Source organism: Terracoccus sp. 273MFTsu3.1 (assembly GCF_000383675.1).
Taxonomy (GTDB): Bacteria; Actinomycetota; Actinomycetes; order Actinomycetales; family Dermatophilaceae; genus Terrabacter.
Window position 1 is genome coordinate 97,768 of sequence record NZ_KB911826.1, and the last position, 21,887, is coordinate 119,654.

General features: G+C 72.8%; 21 protein-coding genes. 5 read left to right on the plus strand and 16 right to left on the minus strand.

Annotated features, from left to right (window positions below; translation table 11 throughout):
* Position 1: 1 nt before the first annotated feature.
* The 6 genes from H283_RS0118935 to H283_RS0118960 all read right to left on the minus strand — a co-directional run bounded on the left by H283_RS0118935 (position 2) and on the right by H283_RS0118960 (position 6,803).
* The gene (locus tag H283_RS0118935) at positions 2–1,642 is read right to left on the minus strand and encodes a helix-turn-helix transcriptional regulator (RefSeq protein WP_020145098.1); all 1,641 of its coding nucleotides are present in this window, start codon (positions 1,640–1,642) and stop codon (positions 2–4) included.
* Positions 1,643–1,693: 51 nt separating this feature from the next.
* Entirely contained in the window at positions 1,694–2,578 is an 885-nt protein-coding gene (gene nadC, locus H283_RS0118940) for a carboxylating nicotinate-nucleotide diphosphorylase (RefSeq protein ID WP_020145099.1), read from the minus strand.
* Complete coding sequence (locus H283_RS0118945) at positions 2,575–4,401, minus strand: L-aspartate oxidase (RefSeq protein WP_020145100.1); 1,827 nt, start codon at positions 4,399–4,401, stop codon at positions 2,575–2,577. The genes nadC and H283_RS0118945 overlap by 4 nt, the downstream gene beginning before the upstream one ends.
* A 12-nt stretch (positions 4,402–4,413) precedes the next feature.
* The gene (gene panD, locus H283_RS0118950; RefSeq protein WP_020145101.1) at positions 4,414–4,848 is read right to left on the minus strand and encodes an aspartate 1-decarboxylase; all 435 of its coding nucleotides are present in this window, start codon (positions 4,846–4,848) and stop codon (positions 4,414–4,416) included.
* Positions 4,849–4,884: 36 nt separating this feature from the next.
* Positions 4,885–5,757 (minus strand): pantoate--beta-alanine ligase, encoded by an 873-nt coding sequence (panC, locus tag H283_RS0118955; protein WP_043650189.1) that lies wholly within the window; start codon positions 5,755–5,757, stop codon positions 4,885–4,887.
* A gap of 137 nt (positions 5,758–5,894) precedes the next feature.
* Positions 5,895–6,803: a Rossmann-like and DUF2520 domain-containing protein gene (locus H283_RS0118960; protein ID WP_020145103.1), complete on the minus strand. Its 909-nt coding sequence runs from the start codon at positions 6,801–6,803 to the stop codon at positions 5,895–5,897.
* A gap of 23 nt (positions 6,804–6,826) precedes the next feature.
* Between H283_RS0118960 and H283_RS0118965 the strand changes: the two genes are divergently transcribed.
* The gene (locus H283_RS0118965) at positions 6,827–7,819 is read left to right on the plus strand and encodes an SAM-dependent methyltransferase (protein WP_028785738.1); all 993 of its coding nucleotides are present in this window, start codon (positions 6,827–6,829) and stop codon (positions 7,817–7,819) included.
* A gap of 5 nt (positions 7,820–7,824) precedes the next feature.
* A complete protein-coding gene (locus H283_RS0118970) occupies positions 7,825–8,358 on the plus strand; it encodes a copper resistance CopC family protein (protein ID WP_020145105.1) in 534 nt (177 codons plus the stop codon).
* A 26-nt stretch (positions 8,359–8,384) separates the two neighbouring features.
* Here H283_RS0118970 and H283_RS0118975 read toward each other — a convergent pair whose 3' ends face one another.
* Together H283_RS0118975 and H283_RS0118980 are read right to left on the minus strand one after the other, a co-directional pair.
* A complete protein-coding gene (locus H283_RS0118975; RefSeq protein ID WP_020145106.1) occupies positions 8,385–8,828 on the minus strand; it encodes a glyoxalase/bleomycin resistance/extradiol dioxygenase family protein in 444 nt (147 codons plus the stop codon).
* 13 nt (positions 8,829–8,841) lie between these two features.
* Complete coding sequence (locus H283_RS0118980; protein WP_020145107.1) at positions 8,842–10,068, minus strand: cytochrome P450; 1,227 nt, start codon at positions 10,066–10,068, stop codon at positions 8,842–8,844.
* Between the two features lie 82 nt (positions 10,069–10,150).
* Here H283_RS0118980 and H283_RS0118985 point away from each other — a divergent pair, with 82 nt between their 5' ends.
* Both H283_RS0118985 and H283_RS0118990 read left to right on the plus strand, forming a co-directional pair.
* A complete protein-coding gene (locus H283_RS0118985; RefSeq protein ID WP_020145108.1) occupies positions 10,151–11,338 on the plus strand; it encodes an NADH-quinone oxidoreductase subunit D in 1,188 nt (395 codons plus the stop codon).
* Positions 11,339–11,346: 8 nt separating this feature from the next.
* Positions 11,347–11,577: a hypothetical protein gene (locus tag H283_RS0118990; protein WP_020145109.1), complete on the plus strand. Its 231-nt coding sequence runs from the start codon at positions 11,347–11,349 to the stop codon at positions 11,575–11,577.
* A gap of 91 nt (positions 11,578–11,668) precedes the next feature.
* On the opposite strand, the gene H283_RS0118995 is transcribed toward H283_RS0118990, so the two are convergent.
* From H283_RS0118995 to ftsH, 6 genes are all read right to left on the minus strand, one after another.
* Positions 11,669–12,598, minus strand: coding sequence for a hypothetical protein (locus tag H283_RS0118995; protein ID WP_156023312.1), 930 nt, complete (start codon positions 12,596–12,598; stop codon positions 11,669–11,671).
* Positions 12,599–12,762: 164 nt separating this feature from the next.
* Complete coding sequence (locus H283_RS0119000) at positions 12,763–13,242, minus strand: DUF3180 domain-containing protein (RefSeq protein ID WP_020145111.1); 480 nt, start codon at positions 13,240–13,242, stop codon at positions 12,763–12,765.
* Entirely contained in the window at positions 13,239–14,126 is an 888-nt protein-coding gene (gene folK / locus H283_RS0119005; RefSeq protein WP_020145112.1) for a 2-amino-4-hydroxy-6-hydroxymethyldihydropteridine diphosphokinase, read from the minus strand. The genes H283_RS0119000 and folK overlap by 4 nt, the downstream gene beginning before the upstream one ends.
* Positions 14,123–15,016, minus strand: a complete 894-nt coding sequence (gene folP / locus H283_RS0119010; RefSeq protein WP_051103692.1) for a dihydropteroate synthase — start codon at positions 15,014–15,016, stop codon at positions 14,123–14,125. Before folP ends, folK begins: the two co-directional genes overlap by 4 nt.
* 46 nt (positions 15,017–15,062) lie before the next feature.
* Positions 15,063–15,635, minus strand: coding sequence for a GTP cyclohydrolase I FolE (folE, locus tag H283_RS0119015; protein ID WP_020145114.1), 573 nt, complete (start codon positions 15,633–15,635; stop codon positions 15,063–15,065).
* Between the two features lie 3 nt (positions 15,636–15,638).
* Positions 15,639–17,741, minus strand: a complete 2,103-nt coding sequence (gene ftsH / locus H283_RS0119020; RefSeq protein WP_028785739.1) for an ATP-dependent zinc metalloprotease FtsH — start codon at positions 17,739–17,741, stop codon at positions 15,639–15,641.
* Positions 17,742–18,086: 345 nt separating this feature from the next.
* Here ftsH and H283_RS28645 point away from each other — a divergent pair, with 345 nt between their 5' ends.
* The gene (locus H283_RS28645) at positions 18,087–20,315 is read left to right on the plus strand and encodes a translation factor GTPase family protein (protein ID WP_304412612.1); all 2,229 of its coding nucleotides are present in this window, start codon (positions 18,087–18,089) and stop codon (positions 20,313–20,315) included.
* Positions 20,316–20,442: 127 nt separating this feature from the next.
* Here H283_RS28645 and H283_RS0119030 read toward each other — a convergent pair whose 3' ends face one another.
* Both H283_RS0119030 and hpt read right to left on the minus strand, forming a co-directional pair.
* Positions 20,443–21,267: a DUF1028 domain-containing protein gene (locus H283_RS0119030; RefSeq protein ID WP_020145117.1), complete on the minus strand. Its 825-nt coding sequence runs from the start codon at positions 21,265–21,267 to the stop codon at positions 20,443–20,445.
* 15 nt (positions 21,268–21,282) lie between these two features.
* Positions 21,283–21,834 carry a hypoxanthine phosphoribosyltransferase gene (gene hpt / locus H283_RS0119035; protein WP_020145118.1) on the minus strand — a complete coding sequence of 184 codons (552 nt, stop codon included), beginning with the start codon at positions 21,832–21,834 and terminating at the stop codon, positions 21,283–21,285.
* Between the last annotated feature and the right edge of the window lie 53 nt (positions 21,835–21,887).

Here is a 21,887-nt window from a genome sequence, read left to right on the forward strand (position 1 = left end):
GTCAGCGCGGTCGGGGCACGAGGTCGTGCTCGAAGGCGAAAGCCGCCGCGGCCGTGCGGCTCCCGACGCCGAGCTTGGTGAAGATGTTGCTCAGGTGGCGGGCCACGGTCCGGTCGCTCAGCACGAGCGCAGACGCGATCTGGGCGTTGCTTCGCCCCTCCGCGACGAGGCCGAGCACCTCGACCTCGCGCTCGGTGAGGCCCGCTGGGCGCGCGCCGGGTGAGCCCAGCCGGTCGAGCGCGTCGACGTCGGGGCCGGCCCCGAGAGCCACGAGCACCTCCCGCGCCGACGCCAGCGACCTTCGGGCCGACTCGTCGTCGCCGAGCGCGAGGAGCGCTCGCCCGCCGGCAGCCTGGGCGAGCGCGGCCTCGTGGGGCACGTCGAGGCGCACCCAGGCCTGCTGTGCCTTGCGCAGGTAGGGCAGCGCACCTGCCGCGTCACCGGCAGCCAGCTCGACGTGGCCCCAGGCCGTGGCCGCCGTCGCGGCGAGCACCTCCGACCCGAAGGACTCCGCGAGCGCGTCGAGCTCGCGAGCACCGTCACGGGCCGCGTCGACGTCGTCCGCGGCCAGCAGGACCTCCACGGCGGCCGGCAGGATCCGGCTGCGTCGCACCGCCGGCCCCGGCTCCGCGAGCAGCCGGCGCACCGCGGCGAGCGCGGCCGTCGTCCTCCCCCGGGCCAGCCAGAGCAAAGCCGATCCCGGCTGCGGGTCGTAGCCGTGCTCCGCACTCAGCTGGTAGGCCGCGTCGGCTGCCTCGAGGTCGCCGCGCAGGCGCAACAGGTCGCCGCGTTCGCAGGCGGCCTGGCCGACGGCGTCGACGGCACCCGCCAGCCGGTAGCGCTCGATGGCCGCCGTGAGCTCGTCGAGGGCGTCGTCCCAGGCGCCGTGGGCGCGCATCACCTGGGCGCGGTGGAGGCTGCACTGCCCGGTGAACGTCACGAGGCCCGGTTGGTCGGTGCACCAGCGGTGCAGCAGCTGCGTCCACTCGACGACGCGGCGCAGGTCGGAGACCTCCTGACAGCCCTCGATGGCGGTGCAGTAGACGTGCCCGAGCATGACCGGGGGCAAGGTCCGGGTCGTCGCCTCGAGCATCGACTCGTCGAGGAGGGAGAGACCGTCGGTCACGCGGTCGCCGTAGATGGCCATCCGACCCTGGGCGCACAGCCCGGTCGAGAGCAGGCCCGCGTCGTCATGGCGACGTCCGGCCTCGGTCGCCTCGAGCGCGCACGCGTGGGCCTCCGCGAAGCGACCCGCACCGAGGTGCGTGAACATCCGCGCGAACGCGACGTAGCCGGACTCCAGGCTCCCGTCGGGCAGTGCCGCGACGAGGCGCTCACCGCGACCGAGCCACGCGGCGGCGGAGGAGGGGTCACCGCTCGTGCGGCCGATCATCGACAGGTGGAAGGCGCACCGGGCCGCCCCCGCGGTGTCGTGCTCGGAGAACCTGACCTCGAAGGCTCGCCGATAGCGCTCGACGGCGTCCCTCATGCGCCCGAGCAGGTGCGCCGCTGCGGCGGACGACTCGAGATCGTCGGCCGTGAGCCCCTCGGGCTCGACCGCGGACCACCGGTCGAGGGCGGCCGACCACTCACCACGCTCGAACTCGGCTCTGGCGCGGACCAGCTCGTCGACGACACCCACGGCACCCTCCTGCCCGCAGGCTACGCCCGCGCCACCGTCGAGGGGCCGGAGTCAGTCGGTGAGGTCGAGGGCGATGTCGACGATGGGTGAGCTGTGCGTCAGGCCACCGACGGACACGAAGTCGACTCCGGTCCCGGCGTACTCGCGCACGACCTCGAGCGTCAGGCCACCCGTCGCCTCGATCTCGACGGGCTCGCCGGCGCCGCGGAGCAGCGCGACGGTCTCGCCGAGCACGTCGACGCTCATGTTGTCGCACATGATGAAGCGGGCCCCGGCGTCGTAGGCCTCCTGCGCCTCGGCCGGCGTCGTCACCTCGACCTGCACGTCGACGTCGGGGAATCGCCCGCGGACGAGCGCGTACGCCGACGCCACCGAGCCGGCCGCGAGTTTGTGGTTGTCCTTGATCATCGCGACGTCGTAGAGACCCATGCGCTTGTTCGTGCCGCCGCCGCAGCGCACGGCGTACTTCTCGAGCCAGCGCATGCCCGGCGTCGTCTTGCGCGTGTCGAGGACCATCGTCGACGTGCCCTCGAGCGCGTCGGCCCAGCGACGGGTGTGGGTGGCCACGCCCGACAGCCGGCTCAGGATGTTGAGGATGGTCCGCTCGGCCACGAGGATCACCTGGGTGGGCCCGGTCAGCCGCGCGATGACGTCGCCGCGCTCCAGCCGCGAGCCGTCGTCGCCCACGACCTCGACCGTCGGCACCTCGCGGCCGAGCTGCTCCGCGACCGCCGCCAGCACGAGCCCGATGACGGGCACGCCCGCGACGACACCGGGGGCCCGCGCGACGATCTCGGCGGTGCGCGTCTGGTCGGCGGGGATCGTCGCGAGCGTCGTCACGTCGACGCCCTCGGGACCGAGGTCCTCACGGAGCGCGACCGTGACGAGCTCGTGCGCCCACTCCCGCGGGAACCCGCTCAGCCCGTCGCCGCTCACTGCGTTTCCTCCGTCGATCCCACCGGTTGCGTATGCCGTCCAGCCCCGTTCGCGGGTCGCACCCCGTTCGCGCGGTCCTCGTCGAGCACGTCGAGCGGCACCGAGCCGTCGAGGTCGAGGCCGTCGAGGTTCGCGCGGGGCACGGGCACGACCGTCGCCTCGAGCACGCCGGAGCCGGAGCGTTCCAGGTGCACGTGGTGCAGGAAGTGCGCGTCGTCGCGGGCCGGGAAGTCCTCGCGCACGTGACCGCCACGGGTCTCGTCACGCAGCGCGGCGGCATACGTCAGCGCTCGTCCGAGGTGGAGCAGGTTGGTCGTCTCCCAGCTCTTCGGACCGCCCTGCTTGTCGGCGTCGTCCGCGACGGCGCGCGCCGCGAGGGCCGCGAGGGTCTCCTGCGTCTCCGCGAGCGACGCGGCCGAGCGCACCGTTCCCGACCCCGACGTCATGGCGCGCTGCACGTCGAGGCGGCGCTTGCCGCGGATCAGCTCGGGCTCACCGACAGGTGCGACCGGCGTCGTCTCGGTGAGCTCCCCGGCGCCGAGCCGGGCCGTGAGGTCGTCGGCGATGCGGCGCGCGAAGACGAGCCCCTCGAGGAGCGAGTTGCTCGCGAGGCGGTTGGCACCGTGGACGCCGGTGCACGAGGTCTCCCCGCACGCGTAGAGGCCCTCGAGCGAGGAGCGGCCGCGCAGGTCGGTGCGCACGCCACCGCTCGCGTAGTGCTGCGCCGGCGCGACGGGGAGCAGCTGCGTCGCAGGGTCGAAGCCGAGCTCACGGCAGCGCTGGACGATCGAGGGGAAGCGCTGCTCGAGGAACTCGGCGCCGAGGTGGCGGCAGTCGAGGTAGACGTGGTCGGTGCCGGTCTCGCGCATCCGGGCGATGATGGCGCGGGCGACGACGTCGCGCGGGGCGAGGTCGGCGAGCGGGTGCTGGCCCTGCATGAAGCGCTCGCCCGCCTCGTCGACGAGGAAGGCACCCTCACCGCGCACCGCCTCGGAGATGAGCGGCTGCTGGCCGCGCGAGCCCTCGCCGAGCCACAGCACCGTCGGGTGGAACTGGACGAACTCGAGGTCGGCGAGCACGGCGCCGGCCCGCAGCGCGGCCGCCATGCCGTCCCCGGTGGCGACGGACGGGTTCGTCGTCGAGGCGTAGATCTGGCCGAGGCCACCGGTGGCGAGCACGACGGCACGCGCGTGGGCCGCGCCGACCCCGTCGACCTGGCCCTCGCCGATGACGTGGAGCGTCACGCCGCACACCCGAGCGTCGGCGTCCGTCAGCAGGTCGACGACGAGCGCGTGCTCGATGACCTCGATGCCGGGGTCGTCGCGCACGCGGTCGAGGGCGGCGATGAGGGCGCGGCTGATCTCGCGGCCCGTGGCGTCCCCTCCGGCGTGGAGGATGCGGTCGCGGTGGTGCCCGCCCTCGCGGGTCAGGGACAGGCCGCCGGTGTCGCCGCGGTCGAACTCGGCCCCGAGGGCGATGAGGTCCCACACGGCGTCCGTGCCCTCGCGCACCAGCGCCTCGACGGCGTCGACGTCACAGAGACCGACCCCGGCGACGAGGGTGTCGTGGATGTGCTCGGCTGCGCTGTCCTCGGGTGACATGACGGCGGCGATGCCGCCCTGCGCCCACGCCGTCGAGCCCTCGTCGAGGACCGTCTTGGTCACGAGGAGCACGCGGTCGACCCGCCGCCTCAGCCGCAGGGCCGTCGTCAGGCCGGCGACGCCTGAGCCGACGACGATGACGTCGGCCGTGGCCGTCCAGCCGGGCGCGGGCGCACGCAGCCGCCGGGGGACGGTCACGTCGGGGAGCCCGCTCTGCGGCATACGGCTGGCCTCTCAGTCCTGGTACTCGTGGTGGCGCCCGGTGACGGCGGAGGTCATGAGACCGAAGCCGTCGGGCACGTCACCTGCATCGTGCCCCACCTCGACGACGCGGTTGTCGTCGTCGACGAAGACGACCTGCGGCTCGAAGGTGCGTGCCTCGGCATCGTCCATCGCGGCGTACGCGATGATGATGACCGTGTCACCGGGCGAGATGAGCCGGGCCGCCGCGCCGTTGATGCAGACGATGCCCGTGCCGCGCTCGCCCTCGATCGCGTAGGTCGTCAGGCGGTTGCCGTTGTCGACGTCGACGACGTCGACCTGCTGGCCCGGCCACAGGTCGGCGGCGTCGAGCAGGTCGCGGTCGATCGTCAGGGAGCCGACGTAGTGCAGGTCGGCCTGCGTCACCGTGGCCCGGTGGATCTTGGAGTGGAGCATGAAGCGCTGCACGACAGGTCCTCGAAATCGTCTGTGGTGGAAGGGAACTCAGGGCTGGGAGAAGGTCTCGAGCGCGCCGCCGCCGGGGCCGACGAGCACCGGCAGGTTGTCGATGAGACGAGTCGTACCCACTCGGCCCGCCACGGCGAGCAGCGCCTCGCCGCGATACCACTCCGGCACGTCCTCGAGCGTGTCCGGGTGGACGAGCACGAGGTAGTCGACGAGCGCGAGCGGCTCGCGCACGAGCACGGCCCGGGCGGCGCGACGCACCGCCGACGGACCCTCGGAAGCGGCGTCGGCCCCCGCACGCAGCGCGGCCGACAGGCACAGGGCCGTCTCGCGGTCGGAGTCGGTGAGATAGGTGTTGCGGCTCGACATCGCGAGGCCGTCGGGCTCGCGGACGGTCGGCACCGCCACGACGCGCACCGGGAAGTCGAGGTCGCGGCACATCCGGCGGATGAGGAGCAGCTGCTGGGCGTCCTTCTGCCCGAAGTAGGCCGCGCTGCACCGGGTCAGGTGCATGAGCTTGCCGACGACGGTGAGCATGCCGTCGAAGTGGCCGGGCCGCGACTGGCCCTCGAGGACGTCGCCGAGCGGGCCGGCCGAGACGCGGACGCCCGGGTCGCCGTCGGGGTAGATGACGTCGGGCGTCGGGGCGAAGACGACGTCGACGCCCGCGGCCGTGCAGATCTCGAGGTCGGCGTCGAAGGTGCGCGGGTAGCGCGAGAGGTCCTCCTTGGGGCCGAACTGGAGCGGGTTGAGGAAGATCGTCACGACGACGTGGCGGTGGGTCTTGCGCGCCTGGTGGATGAGGGTCGCGTGCCCCTCGTGCAGCGCGCCCATCGTCATGACGACGGCGACGTCGTCGTCGTCGAGCGCGGACCGGGCCTCGGTCAGCTCGTCCCTCGTCCTCGCCACCACCGGCGATTCCGGCCGTGTGCCGCTGACGCCGCCGGCGCCGTCGGTGGCGTCGGTGGTGTGGTCGCCGGCGCCGGTAGTCGTCCCGATGGTCGTGCCGGTGGTCGTGCCGGTGGCGGTGGTCGTGCCGGTGGTGTCAGTCACGGTTGGTCCTCCTCGTGCGCGAGCAGCTCGAGCAGCGGGCCGGCGTCGGAGGCGCGAAGGCGTCCGCTGAGCAGCGCTCGCTGCGCCGTCGCGCGGGCCAGGGCGAGGTAGGTCGGGCGAATGTCCGGGGCGACCTTGCGCAGCATCGCGACGTGCCCGGCCACGGTACCGGCATCGCCGCGCGCGACCGGACCGGTGAGGGCTGCGTCACCCCGGCGGAGGGTGTTGGAGAGCGCGGCGCTCAGGAGCGGTTCGAGCACCCGCGCCGGGTCGTCGACGCCCGCCTCCCCGAGCAGCTGCATCGACTGGGCCACGAGCGTCACGAGGTGGTTCGAGCCGTGCGCGAGAGCCGCGTGGTAGGTGACGCGGTCCTCCTCGGCCACCCACACCGGGTCGCCGCCCATCTCGATGACGAGGGCCTCGCCGAGGGGGCGCGCGAGGTCGAGGGTCGTCACCCCGAAGCAGCAGTCGTGGAGCCGGTCTAGGTCGAGCTCGGTGCCGGTGAACGTCATCGCCGGGTGGATCGCGAGGGGCACGATGTCGCTCTCGGCCGCCGCCTCGAAGACCGAGATGCCGTGCGCCCCGGACGTGTGCATGACGAGCTGTCCGGGCGTGAAGGTCCCGGTGGCGCTGAGCCCCGCGACGAGGTCGGCGAGGGCGTCGTCCGGGACGGCGAGGACCACGAGGTGGGCGCCGGAGACGACCTCGGGGATCGGCTTGACCGGCACGCCCGGCAGCAGCGTGGCCGCCCGCTCGAGGCTCGCCTCGCTGACGGCCGAGACGCCGCTGACGACGTGACCGGCCCGGGCCAGGGCGGCTCCGAGGACGGCGCCGACGCGACCGGCGCCCACGACGCCGACGTCGAAGCGCGCGGGACGCTCGTGCGGAGTGCTCACCCACGGCACGCTATCGCCTACAGTCGGCGGTCGTGGATCCCCTTCCCTGGCGCGAGGCGTGGCACGAGGCGTTGTATGCCGCCGGGCAGGGTTTCTACGTCGCGCGCGGTGGACCCGCGGCGCACTTCACGACGGCCACCCACGGCCCGACGGGCGCGGCCCTGGCCCGGGCCCTGCTCAGGCTCCCCGAGCACCCCGTCCGAGCGGTCGTGGACGTCGGCGCCGGACGCGGCGAGCTGGCCACCCACCTCGTCGAGGCCATGGACCCGACCGAGCCCCGTGGTCGGCGCACCCCTGACACCACGCGGGTGGTGGCGGTCGACGTCGTCGACCGGCCCGAGGGGCTCGACGACCGGGTGGAGTGGGTCCGCTCCCCCGGGGGATCGGCCCTGCCGCCCGAGCTGACCGGCCTGCGCGACGCCCTCGTCATCGCCCACGAGTGGCTCGACGTGGTGCCGTGCACCGTGACCGAGGTCGACGCCGACGGAGTCCTGCGCGAGGTGCTCGTCGACCCGACGACCGGCGTGGAGTCGCCCGGTCCCCTGCTCCGCGACGCCGACCGGCGCTGGGCCGAGGCGCACTGGCCCACGAGCGCGCCGGGTGACCGCCTCGAGATCGGCCTGGCCCGCGACGAGGCGTGGGCCGACCTCGTCTCACGGGTCGAGGACGGCACGCTGGTCGCCGTGGACTACGGCCACACGGCGACGGAACGTCCGTCCGGGGGGACGCTCACGGCATACGCGAGCGGTCGGCTGACGGCGCCCGTGCCCGACGGCTCGTGCGACGTGACGGCGCACGTCGCGATGGACACGCTCGACTCCGACGAGGTGCTGACCCAGCGCGAGGCGCTGCAGGGGCTCGGGCTGACCGGCTCCACGCCGCCGCACTCCGTCGCGACCACCGACCCGCTCGCCTACCTCGCCGCGCTCGAGCGCGCGAGCGTCGAGGCACGGCTGCTCGCCCGGGACGGCTTCGGCGGCTTCCGGTGGGCGGTGAAGCGCGTCCGCGAGCACGACGTAACCTGAACGGCATGCGTCGTCTCGCCTCTGCGCTGCTCGCCCTCGGACTCCTCGTCGCCCTGCCGGCGACCGCCTTCGCGCACGACGTGCTCGAGCGCACGAACCCCGCCGACGGCACGAGCGTCACGCGGCTGCCGGGCACCGTGGTGCTCACCTTCTCGGAGGCCCCGCTCGAGATCGGCACCCAGGTCGTCGTCACCGGGCCGACGGGGCCCGTGTCGTCCGGCAGCCCGACGGTCGAGGGCCGCGACGTGACGCAGGCCCTCGCGCCGAACGCACCCGGCGGTGACTACACGGTGTCCTACCGGGTCACCTCCGACGACGGCCACCCCGTCACCGGCACGTTCTCCTTCCACGCGGCGATCGGCCTCGACGGGTCGACCGCCACAGCGGGCGCGAGCGTGCACGTCAAGCCCACCGCCGGGGCCGACGACGCCCAGGGTTCGCTCCTCGTGCCCATCCTGCTCACCATCGTGGGCACCGTCGTGCTGCTCGGGGTGGGTGGCTTCCTCGTGCTGCGTGGCCGCGAGGCCGAGCGCACCTGACCGTCCCGCGAGCGGCTCAGTCCGGCTCAGTCCGGCTCCGGCACGGACTCCGGCACGGACTCCGGGCCGGCCTCCGGCACGGGCTCGGGAAGGGGCTGGTTGAGGAACCAGCGGTGCCCGAACGGGTCGTGGAAGACGGCGAGCCGGCCGATCGGCGGGTTGTCCTCGGGTGCACGGTCGATGGTGGCCCCCGCGTCCTGGACTCGGCGGCAGAGGGCGTCGACGTCGGTCACCGTGAGGTGCAGCGTGACGGCGTTGCCGCGGCCGGGGTCCGGCGGGGCGACTCCTGCGGACTCGAACGCGTCGGACATCATCCACCGGGCGCCGTCGACGGCCAGCTCGCAGTGCCCGATGTGGCCGTCGTCCATGACGATCGGCTCGACGGTCACGGCGGCACCGAGGTGCTCGCGGTACCACTCGATCGCAGCCCTCGAGTCGGCCACGCAGATGTACGGCGTCAGCTCAGCCATGTCGTGCTCTCCTTCACTCGCTGCTCCGGTCGGGTCCTGCGCTCGGCGAGACGACGAGCCGCTCGTAGCCCCGCAGCACGAAGGTCGGTCGCCGCACCGCCTCGACGACCTCGATCGCTCCCAGCCGCTCGAGGAGGGCGCGCGTCGAGATCTGCAGCTCCATCCGGGCCAGGGGCGCCCCGAGGCAGAAATGGATGCCGGCGCCGAAGGCGAGGTGCGGGTTGGGCTCGCGCGACGCGTCGAAGCGGTCGGGGTCGGCGAAGACGGCCGGGTCGCGGTTGGCGGCCCCGAGCAGCGCCGCCACCTTCTGGCCCGCCCGGACCGTCACACCGTGGAGCTCGACGTCGGCCGTGGCGGTGCGCTCGAAGAGGTGCAGCGGTGAGTCGTGCCGGAGCATCTCCTCGACGAGTCGCTCGACGACACCCGCGTCATCGAGCCGGTCGAGCACCGCGTCGCGCTCCCCCGGGTCGGCGAGCAACGACGCCAGCCCGTTGCCGAAGCCGTTGACGCTCGCCTCGTGTCCGGCGTTGAGCAGGAGCACGACAGTCGCGACGAGCTCTCGCGGCGAGAGGCGGTCGCCGCCATCGCGCTCCTGGACGAGGGAGGTCAGCAGGTCGTCGCCGGGTGCGGACGCCCGCTCCGCCGCGAGCGCCTCGACGTACGAAGCGAACTCGTCGCACGCGCGCTGGGCGTCCCGCTGCGACGCGGCGTCGGGGTCGACCTCGTACATCCGGACGATGGCCTGGGACCAGTCCCGCAGCACCTTCCAGTCCGCGGTCGGCGCACCGAGCAGCTCACAGATGACGAGGACGGGCAGCGGCTCGGCGTAGGCGGCGATGACGTCGACCCGGCTGTCCCGGTCGAGGACCCGCTCGACGTCGTCGAGCAGCCCCGAGGCGATCTCCTCCACCCGCGGCCGCAGCCTCGCGACGTGACCCCGGGCGAACGCGCCGGCCACGAGGCGGCGCAGCCGCGTGTGCTTCGGCGGCTCCGAGTCGAGGATCGAGTCGGCGTGCAACCAGTCGAACGTCGTCCACGCGTCGTCACCCTCGGAGCGCGGCCGCAGGATCCGCCCGAGCCGCCGATCACGCAGGACGTCGTTGGCCGCGGTGTGCGTCGTCGTCACCCAGAGGCCCAGACCCTCGTGCCACAGCACGGGCGCCTGCTCACGGGCGGCGGCCAGGGCCCCGTAGGGCTCGGTCACGAAGGCGGGGTCGCGCAGGTCGAACAGGTCGGTCACCCCCACACTCTGCCCGACCGGGCGTGCCCCGGGGAGGGGCCACACGGCATACGCCCTCCGCAGGGGCCGTAGGCTCGGGCCCATGACGGAGACCACCGCCTCGTCGCCGAGCCGGCGTCAGGCCCTGACCGTCGGCATCGGCGCGGGCGGGCTCGCGACCGCCGACATGGTGCTCAACATCGGGCCGCAGCACCCCGCGACGCACGGCGTCCTCCGCCTGCGCATCGTCGTCGACGGCGAGCGGATCATCAGCGCAGAGCCGATCGTCGGCTACATGCACCGGGGCGCCGAGAAGCTCTTCGAGGTCCGCGACTACCGGCAGATCATCGTGCTCGCCAACCGTCATGACTGGCTCAGTGCCTTCTCCAACGAGCTCGGCGTCGTGCTCGGCGTCGAGCAGATGCTCGGCATGGAGGTGCCGGAGCGGGCCGTCTGGGCGCGCACCGCCCTCGCCGAGCTCAACCGCGTGCTCAACCACCTGATGTTCCTCGGCTCCTACCCTCTCGAGCTCGGCGCCATCACGCCGGTCTTCCACGCGTTCCGCGAGCGCGAGGAGCTCCAGGCCGTGATGGAGGAGGTCTCGGGCGGACGCATGCACTACATGTTCAATCGCGTCGGCGGCCTCAAGGAGGACCTGCCGGCCGGCTGGATGGGCCGCGTCGACAAGGCGATCGCCAACGTGCGCAAGCGACTTCCCGACCTCGAGCGGCTCATCGTCGGCAACGAGATCCTCGAGGCGCGCACCCGCGGGGTCGGCGTGCTGCCGCTGTCGACCGTCCAGGCCTACGGCGTCTCGGGGCCCATCGCGCGCGCCAGCGGCCTCGACGTCGACCTGCGCCGCGACGCGCCCTACCTCGCCTACGGCGAGCTCTTCGGCGACAAGGGCCCGGGCCGCGTCGTGACCCGCTCGGCCGGTGACTGCCTGTCGCGCCTCGAGGTGCTGCTCGAGCAGGTGCACGTCTCGCTCGACCTCGCGCAGGCCTGTCTCGACCGGCTCGTCCAGCTGCCGCAGGGACCGATCAACGTCAAGCTCCCCAAGGTGCTCAAGGTGCCCGAGGGCGAGATCTACTGCGCGACCGAGAACCCCCTCGGCTTCAACGGCTACTACCTCGTCTCCCGCGGCGAGAAGACTCCGTGGCGCCTCAAGCTGCGGTCGGCGTCGTTCAACAACGTGTCGGTGCTCAGCGAGATGTTGCCCGGCCAGCTCATCGCCGACATGGTCGCGATCCTCGGCTCGATGTTCTTCGTCGTCGGGGACGTCGACAAGTGAGGGGTCGTATGCCGTCCGCCCGGGTCTCGCGCGCGACCGTCCTCCGCGCCGCCGCCGTCACCGTCATCACCGCGACGGTGACGCTCGCGGCGGCCTGCTCCGACGAGGACACCGTCGACACGATCCCGCCGCCGTGGCCCGTCCGGACGACGACACCGGACGGGCCGCCCCGGCCGCCGTCGGTGTCGACGACGACGCCGGCACCCACCTCGACGATCACCGTCGCCGGCACCACCTGACGCGAGGCCCTGACCCGTTGCCGATGGTGCTGCATCCGGTTGGGTGGACACCCCACCCGTCGCAGCACCATGGCGCGCACCATCGGCTGCCTCAGGCGAAGTGCTCGCCGAGGACCTGCCCGAGACCCACGTCGACGATCGGCCGCGTGGCCAGGGGTGCAGCGAGAGGGATGCGGCTCGGCGTCACGACTCCCGCGGCGTTGCAGGCACCGGTGAAGCCTGCCGTGTCGCCACCGACGACGACCAGGTCCGGCGTCTCGAGGACGTAGGACACGAGGTCGGTGTCGCACGTGCCGTGCATGATCCCTGCGACGACGGCGCGGTCACCGTCCCGGCGCGCGTAGCCGGCGCTGAGCACGTCCGCCGGGTAGGCGTCGAAGAGCGGCTTCATCGGCAGGTCGGGAAGCGAGGCCTCCGTCGCGGCGACCACCTGGTACGGCGTCGAGAGCCCGTCGGCCCAGAACTGCCACACGGGCACCAGGGCCCGGCCTCGGCTCGTGCTCAGGGTGAGCGTGCCGAGCGTGGCTCGGGTGATGACCGGACACGCGCCTCCGCTGGTGCCGGCACAGCCGATCCCGAGGCGGACGACGCCGGCCAGGGTGTCTCGGGCGCTCATGAGCTCGACGGGGTGCCTCACGCCGTCCACCGTCGTCACCACCCCGGCGCGAGCCGCACCGGTGAGGGTCGGGCCCGCCCGGAAGGCGTAGGAGGAGAAGGCGGTCTTGAGGTCGTCGGTCGGGTAGCCGGTCTCGACGACGCGTGACGACAGCAGGACGAGGGACGTGGCGTAGGCCGCAGCCGCGCCACTGCTGCGCATGCGGTCGACGGCCTGTTTCGCCCGTGCCTCGAAGGCCGAGGACGAGGTGGCTTCGAACGGGATCGACGTCGGCCCGTCGGCGGCGTCGACGCCGCGCGCACGAGCCGGGGCCGTCGCTGGTGAGTCACCGGCGGCCGAGGTGCCCACGCCTCCCGGCGTCACGGGCGTGGCGCCGCAGGCCGCGAGCGCCAGGACCACTGCCACGACGGCCACCGAACGGGCGCGCGGTCCCACCGCGCGCCTTCCTGCGGACCGACCCTTCCGATCCGGGCACGAGCTCCCCTGCGAGTCCATGACTGGATGACACCACAGCGGCGACATCCGTTGCGTCACGTCGAGGTGGCGCTGCGGTCACGATCCTCCGGAGATCAGGCCGGGGGCTGGTCCTCGTCCTCGTCGTCACGGGGCCGGAGGCGACACCAGTTCTGCACGACCATGCCGGCGACGGCGAGCAGCAGCGCGACCACGGCGTGGAGCACGAACGGCAGGATGCGCCCGCGCTGGGAGTCGACGTCGGCGTCGGGCAGCAGGACGAGGGCGTTGGCGAGGTACCAGCCGACGAGCACCGAGCCCGTGAGCGCCCCGGCCTGTCCGAGCACGAGCGTGCGGGCGGCGCGCAGCGGCGTGACGGCGGGGTTGGGTGCGCCGTCACGGACCTTGCGCACCTGCCAGCCGGCGAGGACCAGCCCGCCGGTGAGGAAGAGCATCGCGGCGGCGCCGACCCAGCCGGGCTCGGGCACGGCGTTGCCGCCGGACGTCGTCCAGCGCAGCGCGAGCCACGCGACCACGGTCATGGCGAGTCCCGCGAGCACGAGCGTCGTGACGCGGATGCCGGAGTGTGGTCTCACTGCTGCTCCCATCGGGGACCGGGACGCACGCCCGATCGGTCGAGGTCGGCCACGAGGTCGGCCACCGGTCGTATGCCGTCACGGCCCTCGGAGACGCGCAGCGTGGCTCGCGGGTCGGCGTCCAGCCACGGCACGAGGACGAACGCGCGCTCGTGGGCGCGCGGATGGGGCAGGATCAGCTCCGGGTCGTCGCTGACGACCTCGCGGTGTCCACCGGGAAGGCCGTACTGGACGAGGTCGAGATCGAGCGTCCTTGCCCCCCAGCGGATCTCACGCGTGCGCCCGTGCAGGGACTCGATGCGGTGGAGCTCGACGAGCAGGTCGCGCGGATGCAGCAGCGACCGGGCGGTGACGACGGCGTTGAGGTACTCGGGCTGCTCAGGACCACCGACGGGGTCGGTGGCGACGATGTCGGAGACCGAGGTCACGGTGACCCCCGGCAACGCCGTGAGAGCGGCGACCGCGTCGGTCAGCGTCTGTCCGCGGTCGCCGAGGTTGGTGCCCAGGGCTATGACGACGTGGGCGGCGTTCCTCCGCTCGACGCAGACCTGAACGTCGGTGAACGGGTGACCGACCGGCGCCTCGGGCTTGTGCACGACGACCTCGACGGACTCCACGAGGTCGTGGCGCAGCACGTCGTCGGCGATGACCTCGGCGAGCCGCTCGATGAGGTCGTAGGACGGACCGGTGATCCGGGCCACGACGTCGTCCGCGACCTCGGCGTAGTTGACGGTGGCGCCGAGGGCGTCGGTGCGTCCGGCCGGCGCGAGGTCGCAGACCATCGTCACGTCGACGAGGAAGGTCTGGCCGTCGCGCTTCTCGGCGGCGAGCACTCCGTGGTTGCCGCGGGCCGAGACGCCCTGCAGCACGATGCGGTCGGTCATCCGTCGAGGCCTTCGCTCAGGTCGTCGGGGGCGTGCTCGAGCGCGGCCTGGACGACGGTCAGGGCGCGCACCGTCGAGGCGACGTCGTGGACGCGGACGCACCAGAGCCCGGCCATCGCGGCCATGACCGACGTGGCCGTCGTCTCGAGGTCACGCTCGGCCGCGGGCCGCGGGGCCTCACCCTCGTCGCGGCCCAGCCGTCCGAGGAAGGTCTTGCGCGAGGCGCCGAGCAGGATGGGATGGCCGAGGTCGTGCAGCGCGGGGAGCTCGGCCATCAGGGTCCAGTTGTGGTCGGAGTTCTTGGCGAAGCCGAGGCCCGGGTCGAGGACGAGGTGCTCCTCGTCGATGCCACCCTCGAGGAGGGCGTCGCGTCGCTCCCCCAGCTCGCGCAGGACGTCCTCGACGACGTCGTCGTAGACGGCGCGCGACTGCATCTCGGTGCTGTGCCCGCGCCAGTGCATCGCGATGTAGGGCAGGCGGTTGGCGGCCACCCACGGCACCATGTCGGGGTCGGCGAGGCCACCCGAGACGTCGTTGACGATGGAGGCACCGGCGTCGACGGCCGCTCGGGCGACCGAGGCGCGCATCGTGTCGACGGAGACCACGGCACCGTCGGCGGCGAGGGCGGTCACGACGGGCAGGACGCGGCGCAGCTCCTCCTCGACGGACGGGCGTTCGGCGCCGGGGCGGGTCGACTCGCCACCCACGTCGACGATGTCGGCGCCGGCCAGCAGGACGTCGCGCCCGTGCGCGATGGCGGCGTCCTGCTCGAACCACTCCCCACCGTCGGAGAAGGAGTCGGGCGTGACGTTGACGACCCCCATGACGATCGTGCGGTCGCGCACGCCGAGCAGGGACGTCGCGTCGAGCGGGGGGCGGCGCACGGTCATGCGCGCCATTGTGTCGCGGCTGGTGGCGCGGGTGTCAGGCCGTCGGTCACTTGTTGCCCTCGAGCATGAGCGCCATGGCCTCTGCTCGAGTGGCCGGGTCGCGCAGCTGGCCGCGCACCGCCGAGGTGATGGTGCTCGCGCCGGGCTTGCGGATCCCGCGCATCGACATGCAGAGGTGCTCGGCCTGCACGACGACGATGACGCCCTGTACGTCGAGGTGCTCGACGAGTGCGTCGGCGATCTGCGTCGTGAGCCGCTCCTGCACCTGGGGTCGCCGCGCGAAGACCTCGACGAGCCGCGCGAGCTTCGACAGGCCGGTGACCCGCCCGTCCTTGCTCGGGATGTAGCCGACGTGCGCCACCCCGTGGAAGGGCACGAGGTGGTGCTCGCACGTGCTGTAGAGCTCGATGTCCCGCACGATGACGAGCTCCTGGTGGTCGATCTCGAACGTCGTGCCGAGCACGTCGGCCGCGGTCATGTCGAGACCGGCGTAGATCTCGGCGAACGACCGGGCCACCCGGCCCGGGGTGTCGAGCAGGCCCTCACGTTCAGGGTCCTCACCGATGGCGAGCAGCAGCTCCCGGACGGCCGCCTCGGCGCGCGGCTGGTCGATCGACACCCGTCAGCTCTTCTCGTTGGGGTTGACGGGGCGGTCGTCCGGCACCTCGATGACCTGCTCGGCCGGGTGCTCCTCGGCGAGGGGGTGCGCGCCGACTGCGGCGGCCTCGTCGATCTTGTCCTCGATGACCCGGTCGGCCAGCACCGGCGGGGGCAGGTGGCCGTTCTGGCCGGAGCCGTTCTGCGCCGCGATCTCGGCCGGCGTCAGCACCGGCGGACGGTCGCTGAGCTGGCGCGTCTGGGACGAGAGCCACGTCGGCCGGGCCGGCTGCTTCACGACCGGCTTGAAGAGCTCGGCGAGCTCGTGGACATTGAGCGTCTCCTTCTCGAGCAGCTCGAGGACGAGGTGGTCGAGCAGGTCGCGGTTGGCGTTGATCGCCGCGTACGCCTCGTCGTGGGCGGCGTCGATGAGCGACCGGACCTCCTCGTCGACGATGCGGGCGACCTCCTCGGAGTAGTCGCGCTGGTGCCCCATGTCACGACCGAGGAAGACCTCGCCGGTGCTCTGGCCGAGCTTGATGGCGCCGACACGCTCAGACATGCCGAACTCGGTGACCATCTTGCGGGCCATGCCCGTCGCCTTCTCGATGTCGTTGCTGGCACCGGTGGTCGGCTCGCGGAAGACGATCTCCTCGGCGACGCGGCCACCGAGGGCGTACGCGAGCTGGTCGAGGATCTCGTTGCGCGTCGTGGAGTACTTGTCGTCGATCGGCATGACCATCGTGTAGCCGAGCGCGCGTCCACGCGGGAGGATCGTCACCTTCGTCACCGGGTCGGTGTGGTTGAGCGACGCGGCGACGAGGGCGTGGCCACCCTCGTGGTAGGCCGTGATCTTGCGCTCCTTGGCCGACATGATGCGGGTGCGCTTCTGCGGGCCGGCGATGACGCGGTCGATGGCCTCGTCGAGTGCCTCGTTGTCGATGACCTTCCTGTCACCGCGGGCGGTGAGCAGGGCGGCCTCGTTGAGGACGTTGGCGAGGTCGGCACCGGTGAAGCCGGGCGTGCGCCGGGCGACGGCCAGCAGGTCGACGTCGGCCGTGACGGGCTTGCCCTGGGCGTGCACCTCGAGGATGCGGTGGCGGCCGATCATGTCCGGGGCGTCGACGGCGATCTGGCGGTCGAAGCGGCCCGGGCGCAGCAGTGCCGGGTCGAGGATGTCGGGACGGTTGGTCGCCGCGATGAGGATGACGTTGGTCTTGACGTCGAAGCCGTCCATCTCGACGAGCAGCTGGTTGAGCGTCTGCTCGCGCTCGTCGTGGCCGCCGCCCATGCCGGCGCCGCGGTGGCGTCCGACGGCGTCGATCTCGTCGACGAAGACGATGGCGGGCGCGTTGGCCTTGGCCTGCTCGAAGAGGTCGCGGACGCGGCTCGCGCCGACACCGACGAACATCTCGACGAAGTCGGAGCCGGAGATCGAGTAGAACGGCACGCCGGCCTCACCCGCGACGGCGCGGGCCAGGAGGGTCTTGCCGGTGCCGGGCTGGCCGTAGAGCAGCACGCCCTTGGGGATCTTGGCGCCGACCGCGAGGAACTTCGCAGGCTCCTGGAGGAACTCCTTGATCTCCTGGAGCTCCTCGATGGCCTCGTCGCAGCCGGCGACGTCGGCGAACGTGACCTTCGGGGTGTCCTTGGTGGCGAGCTTGGCGCGCGACTTGCCGAACTGCATGACGCGGTTGCCGCCGCCCTGCATCTGGCCCATGAGGAACCAGAAGAGGCCGAGGATGATGATGATCGGCAGGATCGAGAAGAGCAGCGAGCCGAACCAGCTGGGCTCGTCGATCTGGTCGTCGACACCCTGAGCCGGCGGCTTGGCGTTGAGGGCCTCGACGACGTCGGTGCCGCGGGCGTCGACGTAGTAGGCGTAGACCGACTTCGCGTCCTTCACCGTGCCGTCGGGCGAGGTGTAGGGGGTCTTGAGGGTCAGCTCCATGCGCTCGTTGTTGAGCAGCTTGGCCGACTCGACGTTGCCGTCGGTGATCTGCTTCATGGCAGCCGAGGTGTCGATCCGGGGCGGGCCGGACTCGGAGAACATCATGCCGAAGACGAGCGCGCTGATGAGGACCAAGATCCACAACAGTGGTGTGCGCAGAATCCGCTTAGCGTCCATGTACGTGCGGGGCCTGTGGGGCCCCGGTCCTCCTGCTCGTCCGGTGAGTTTGTCCACCGGCACAACGTCCGGCGGACTACCAGTGTTCCGCATGCGGCGCGCCGGTGACCAACCAGCCCACGCACGGATCGGCGTTCCGGCCGGGCAGACATGCCGATGACGTATGCCGTGTGCCCGGCTCCCGGCCCAAAACCGGTTGCCGCACGCTCCCCCGCCTTGCTGCACTGGAGCGGTCGACGGTCCCGTCGACGTCAGGCACGGCCGAGGAGAGAGGCACCGGGATGCGCCGCAGCTTCATGTCACCCGAGCAGGTCACCCACACCTACGCACAGGACATGGAGCACCTTGGACACCCCACCCACCCCACCCGTGCGTCCCGGACGCACTCTCGGCCTCGGGATCCTCGCCCACGTTGACGCGGGCAAGACGAGCCTGACCGAACGTCTGCTGCTGCACGCCGGGGTCATCGCCGAGCTCGGCAGCGTCGACGACGGCAGCACGCAGACCGACACGCTCGCGCTCGAGCGCGACCGCGGGATCACGATCAAGGCCGCCGTCGTCTCCTTCGAGCTCGGCCGCCCCGGCGACCCCGACCCCCTCACCGTCAACCTCGTCGACACCCCGGGCCACTCGGACTTCATCGCGGAGGTCGAGCGCTCGCTGGCGGTGCTCGACGGTGCCGTGCTCGTCGTCTCCGCGGTGGAGGGCGTGCAGGCCCAGACCCGCGTGCTCATGCGGGCCCTGCGGCGGCTGCGCATCCCGACCGTGCTCTTCGTCAACAAGGTCGACCGCTCCGGCGCCCGCACCGAGGTGGTCCTGCGGGAGGTCGTCGACCGGCTCGGCGTCACACCGGTGCCACTCGGCCGGGTCGTCGACGAGGGCACGCGCGCCGCCGCCGTCGTCCCGGACGGCCTCGCGGACCTGGGCCTGCCGGCCCGGGGCCCGGCCGAGCGCGAGGACGCCGAGCCCGAGGGCGGCGACCGGGACGCCGCGGCAGCCCGCGAGCGAGTCGTCGAGGCGCTGAGCCGGGCCGACGACCGCCTGCTCGCGGACTGGCTCGACGCCCCGCACCGCGTGGACGCGTCGCGGCTGCGAGCAGCCCTCGGTGAGCAGACGCGTCGAGGACTCGTGTGCCCCGTCCTTCTCGGCTCGGCGATGACGGGGGCCGGGGTCGAGGACCTCGCCCAAGCCCTGCCGGACCTGTTGCCGGCGCGGACACCGGACCCCGATGCGCCCCTCGCGGCCACCGTCTTCGCGGTACAGCGCGGCGCCTCCGGGGAGAAGGTGGCCCTCGTCAGCGTCACGTCGGGCTCCCTGGCGGTGCGCGACCGGGTGCTCGTCCACGACGGTCGCACCGAGTGGAGCCCGGCACCGGACCCGGACCCACGGCATACGACCTCGGCCTCCGGCGACGACGGCGCGCGGTGCCGAGAGGAGCGGGTCACCGGGCTCTCGGTGCACGCGCGCGGCGAGGTGCGCCGGGTCGCACGGGTGCCCGCCGGGCGCATCGCGCGGGTCGTCGGGCTCGAGCGGGCCCGGATCGGCGACCTCGTCGGCGACGCCGCCCTCGCGCGGCCGCTCGTGCACGAGTTCTCGCCGCCGACCCTCGAGACGGTCGTCGAGGCGTGCGACCCCGCGGAGCGCGCGCTGCTGCACACGGCGCTGACCCGGCTGGCGGAGCAGGATCCGCTCATCGACCTGCGGCACGACGAGGTGCGCGGGGAGACCCACGTGTCGCTCTACGGCGAGGTGCAGAAGGAGGTCATCGGCGCGACGCTCGAGGCGGAGTACGCCGTGGCCGCGAGGTTCAGCACGACGTCGGTCATCTGTCGCGAGCGCGTCACCGGTTCGGGGGCCGCGTTCGAGCTCATCGACGTGGCGCCGAACCCGTTCCTCGCGACGGTCGGCCTGCGCGTCGACCCCGGACCTCCGGGCAGCGGCGTGCGCTTCTCGCTCGAGGTCGAGCTCGGCTCGATGCCGGCGTCGTTCTTCACGGCCGTCGAGGACACCGTCCGGGCGACGCTCGGGCAGGGGCTGCACGGGTGGCCCGTGACCGACTGCGTCGTCACGATGACGCACTCGGGCTACTGGCCGCGGCAGAGCCACATGCACCAGAAGTTCGACCCGTCGATGTCGAGCACGGCCGGCGACTTCCGCGCCCTGACGCCGCTCGTGCTCATGGAGGCGGTGCGCCTCGCGGGCACGGCCGTCGAGGAACCGGTGCACAGGTTCGACCTCGAGGTGCCGAGCGACGTGCTCGGGGCGGCGCTCTCGATGCTCGGCCACGTGCGGGCGAGCCCGCGAGAGACGGCCGTGCTCGGCCCGGTGACGCGGCTGCGGGGTGAGGTGCCGGCCGAGCGGCTGCACGAGCTGCAGCAGCGCGTGCCGGGCCTGACGAGCGGGCTCGGGGACCTCGTGACGGCGTTCGACGGCTACCGGCCGGTCGTCGGCCCGGCGCCGACGCGGTCACGCACCGACCTCGACCCGCTCCACCGCCGCGAGTACCTCCTCCGCCTAGCGGGCAAGCTGAGCGCCCAACCCCACTCGAGTGAGCGCCCAACCACACTCGAGTGAGCGCGCAGCCTCACGCGTACCACCGTGTGCGTGACGGCTGCGACGGAGCGCTCACTCGAGTGGGACGACGCGCTCACTCGAGTGGGACGACGCGCTCACTCGAGTGGGACGACGCGCTCACTCGAGGTCAGGCGGTGGCGGCGCGGAGGGCCTCGAGGACCCGGCGGTCGATGCCGTCGGGACTCAGGCGCGCCTCGTAGTTCGCGTTGCCGGCCCAGTCGGCGAGGGCCGTCGCGACGTCGGCGTCGGTGAACCCGGCCTGCGCCAGCCTGCCGCGCACCTCGTCGGCGAGCTCGCCCTCGAGCGGAGAGACGTCCTCGGGCTTGCCGAAGTACATCTCCCAGTCCGAGAGCAGGCGCCCGAGCTCGGTCACGGGGTGGGCGTGGTCGTCGACGCGCAGGTCGGCGAGCACGCCGCACGCGTCGTAGCCGGCACCCGGCTCGACGGCATACAGGGCTGCGCTCTGGCGTCCGCGGGAGTCGCCACCGGCGTCGTCGCCGGCCACGAGCGCGGCGAGCAGTCGCCGGGCGAGCGGCTGGCCAGCCGTCTCGTGCCAGGCGCGCTCCATCGCCTCGACCACCTCGGGACCGGTGAGGATGTTGCCCTGGATGGCGTATGCCGTGTCGCCGTCGTCGCGCGCGACACCGCCGGCCCAGTCGTTGCACTCCGAGCCCGTGAAGGTCGCGGCCGAGGCGAGCCCGACGACGCCGACCTGACGGGTCTCGCGACCCTCGTCGAGCGCGGTCGCGGCCGCGAGGGCCTCGTCCGCGGACTCGCCGGCAGCAAGCCGCCCGAGGAGCTCCTCGAGGTAGGCGACCCGGGCGAAGGACTGCGTCGCGACCGCGCCCACGCCGAGACGGGCGGCCGGGACGACCGCTCCGACGGCGAGGAACTTGCTCGCGACCGCGATGCCGTGGGCGTCACCCTGGCGGGCGACGATCGAGAAGGTCACCGGAGGACGCCGAGCTCAGGCGTAGACGTGCGGGGCGAGGGTGCCGACGCAACGCAGGTTGCGGTACTTCTCGGCGTAGTCGAGGCCGTACCCGACGACGAACTCGTTGGGGATGTCGAAGCCGACGTACTTGACCGGGATGTCGACCTTGACGACGTCGGGCTTGCGCAGAAGCGTGCAGATCTCGACCGAGGCCGGCTTGCGCGACTCGAGGTTGGACTTGATCCACGAGAGGGTCAGGCCGGAGTCGATGATGTCCTCGACGATGAGCACGTGGCGGCCGCTGATGTCGGTGTCGAGGTCCTTGAGGATGCGCACGACGCCCGAGGACTTCGTGCCGGAGCCGTAGGACGAGACGGCCATCCAGTCCATCGGCGCGGTGCCGGGCAGGGCGCGCATGAGGTCGGCCATGACGACGACGGCACCCTTGAGGACGCCGACGAGGAGGAACTCCTTGCCCTCGTAGTCCCGCCAGATGTCGGCGGCGAGCTCGGAGAGGCGGGTCTGGATCTGCTCCTCGGTGAGCAGGACCTTGGCCAGGTCATCTCCCATGTGCTCGTGGTCCACGAAGGCTCCTCAGTGCGTTGGGGGTGGTGCAGGGTCGTGCGGGGCGGGTCCAT

What these genes read in the sequence shown, in the direction of transcription:
- H283_RS0118945 (WP_020145100.1), bottom strand. Translation starts at nt 4,401, where the DNA reads ATGCCGCAGAGCGGGCTCCCCGACGTGACCGTCCCCCGGCGGCTGCGT.
- H283_RS0118970 (WP_020145105.1), top strand. Translation starts at nt 7,825, where the DNA reads ATGCGTCGTCTCGCCTCTGCGCTGCTCGCCCTCGGACTCCTCGTCGCC.
- H283_RS0118975 (WP_020145106.1), bottom strand. Translation starts at nt 8,828, where the DNA reads ATGGCTGAGCTGACGCCGTACATCTGCGTGGCCGACTCGAGGGCTGCG.
- H283_RS0118985 (WP_020145108.1), top strand. Translation starts at nt 10,151, where the DNA reads ATGACGGAGACCACCGCCTCGTCGCCGAGCCGGCGTCAGGCCCTGACC.
- H283_RS0118990 (WP_020145109.1), top strand. Translation starts at nt 11,347, where the DNA reads ATGCCGTCCGCCCGGGTCTCGCGCGCGACCGTCCTCCGCGCCGCCGCC.
- folK (WP_020145112.1), bottom strand. Translation starts at nt 14,126, where the DNA reads ATGACCGACCGCATCGTGCTGCAGGGCGTCTCGGCCCGCGGCAACCAC.
- folP (WP_051103692.1), bottom strand. Translation starts at nt 15,016, where the DNA reads ATGACCGTGCGCCGCCCCCCGCTCGACGCGACGTCCCTGCTCGGCGTG.
- ftsH (WP_028785739.1), bottom strand. Translation starts at nt 17,741, where the DNA reads ATGGACGCTAAGCGGATTCTGCGCACACCACTGTTGTGGATCTTGGTC.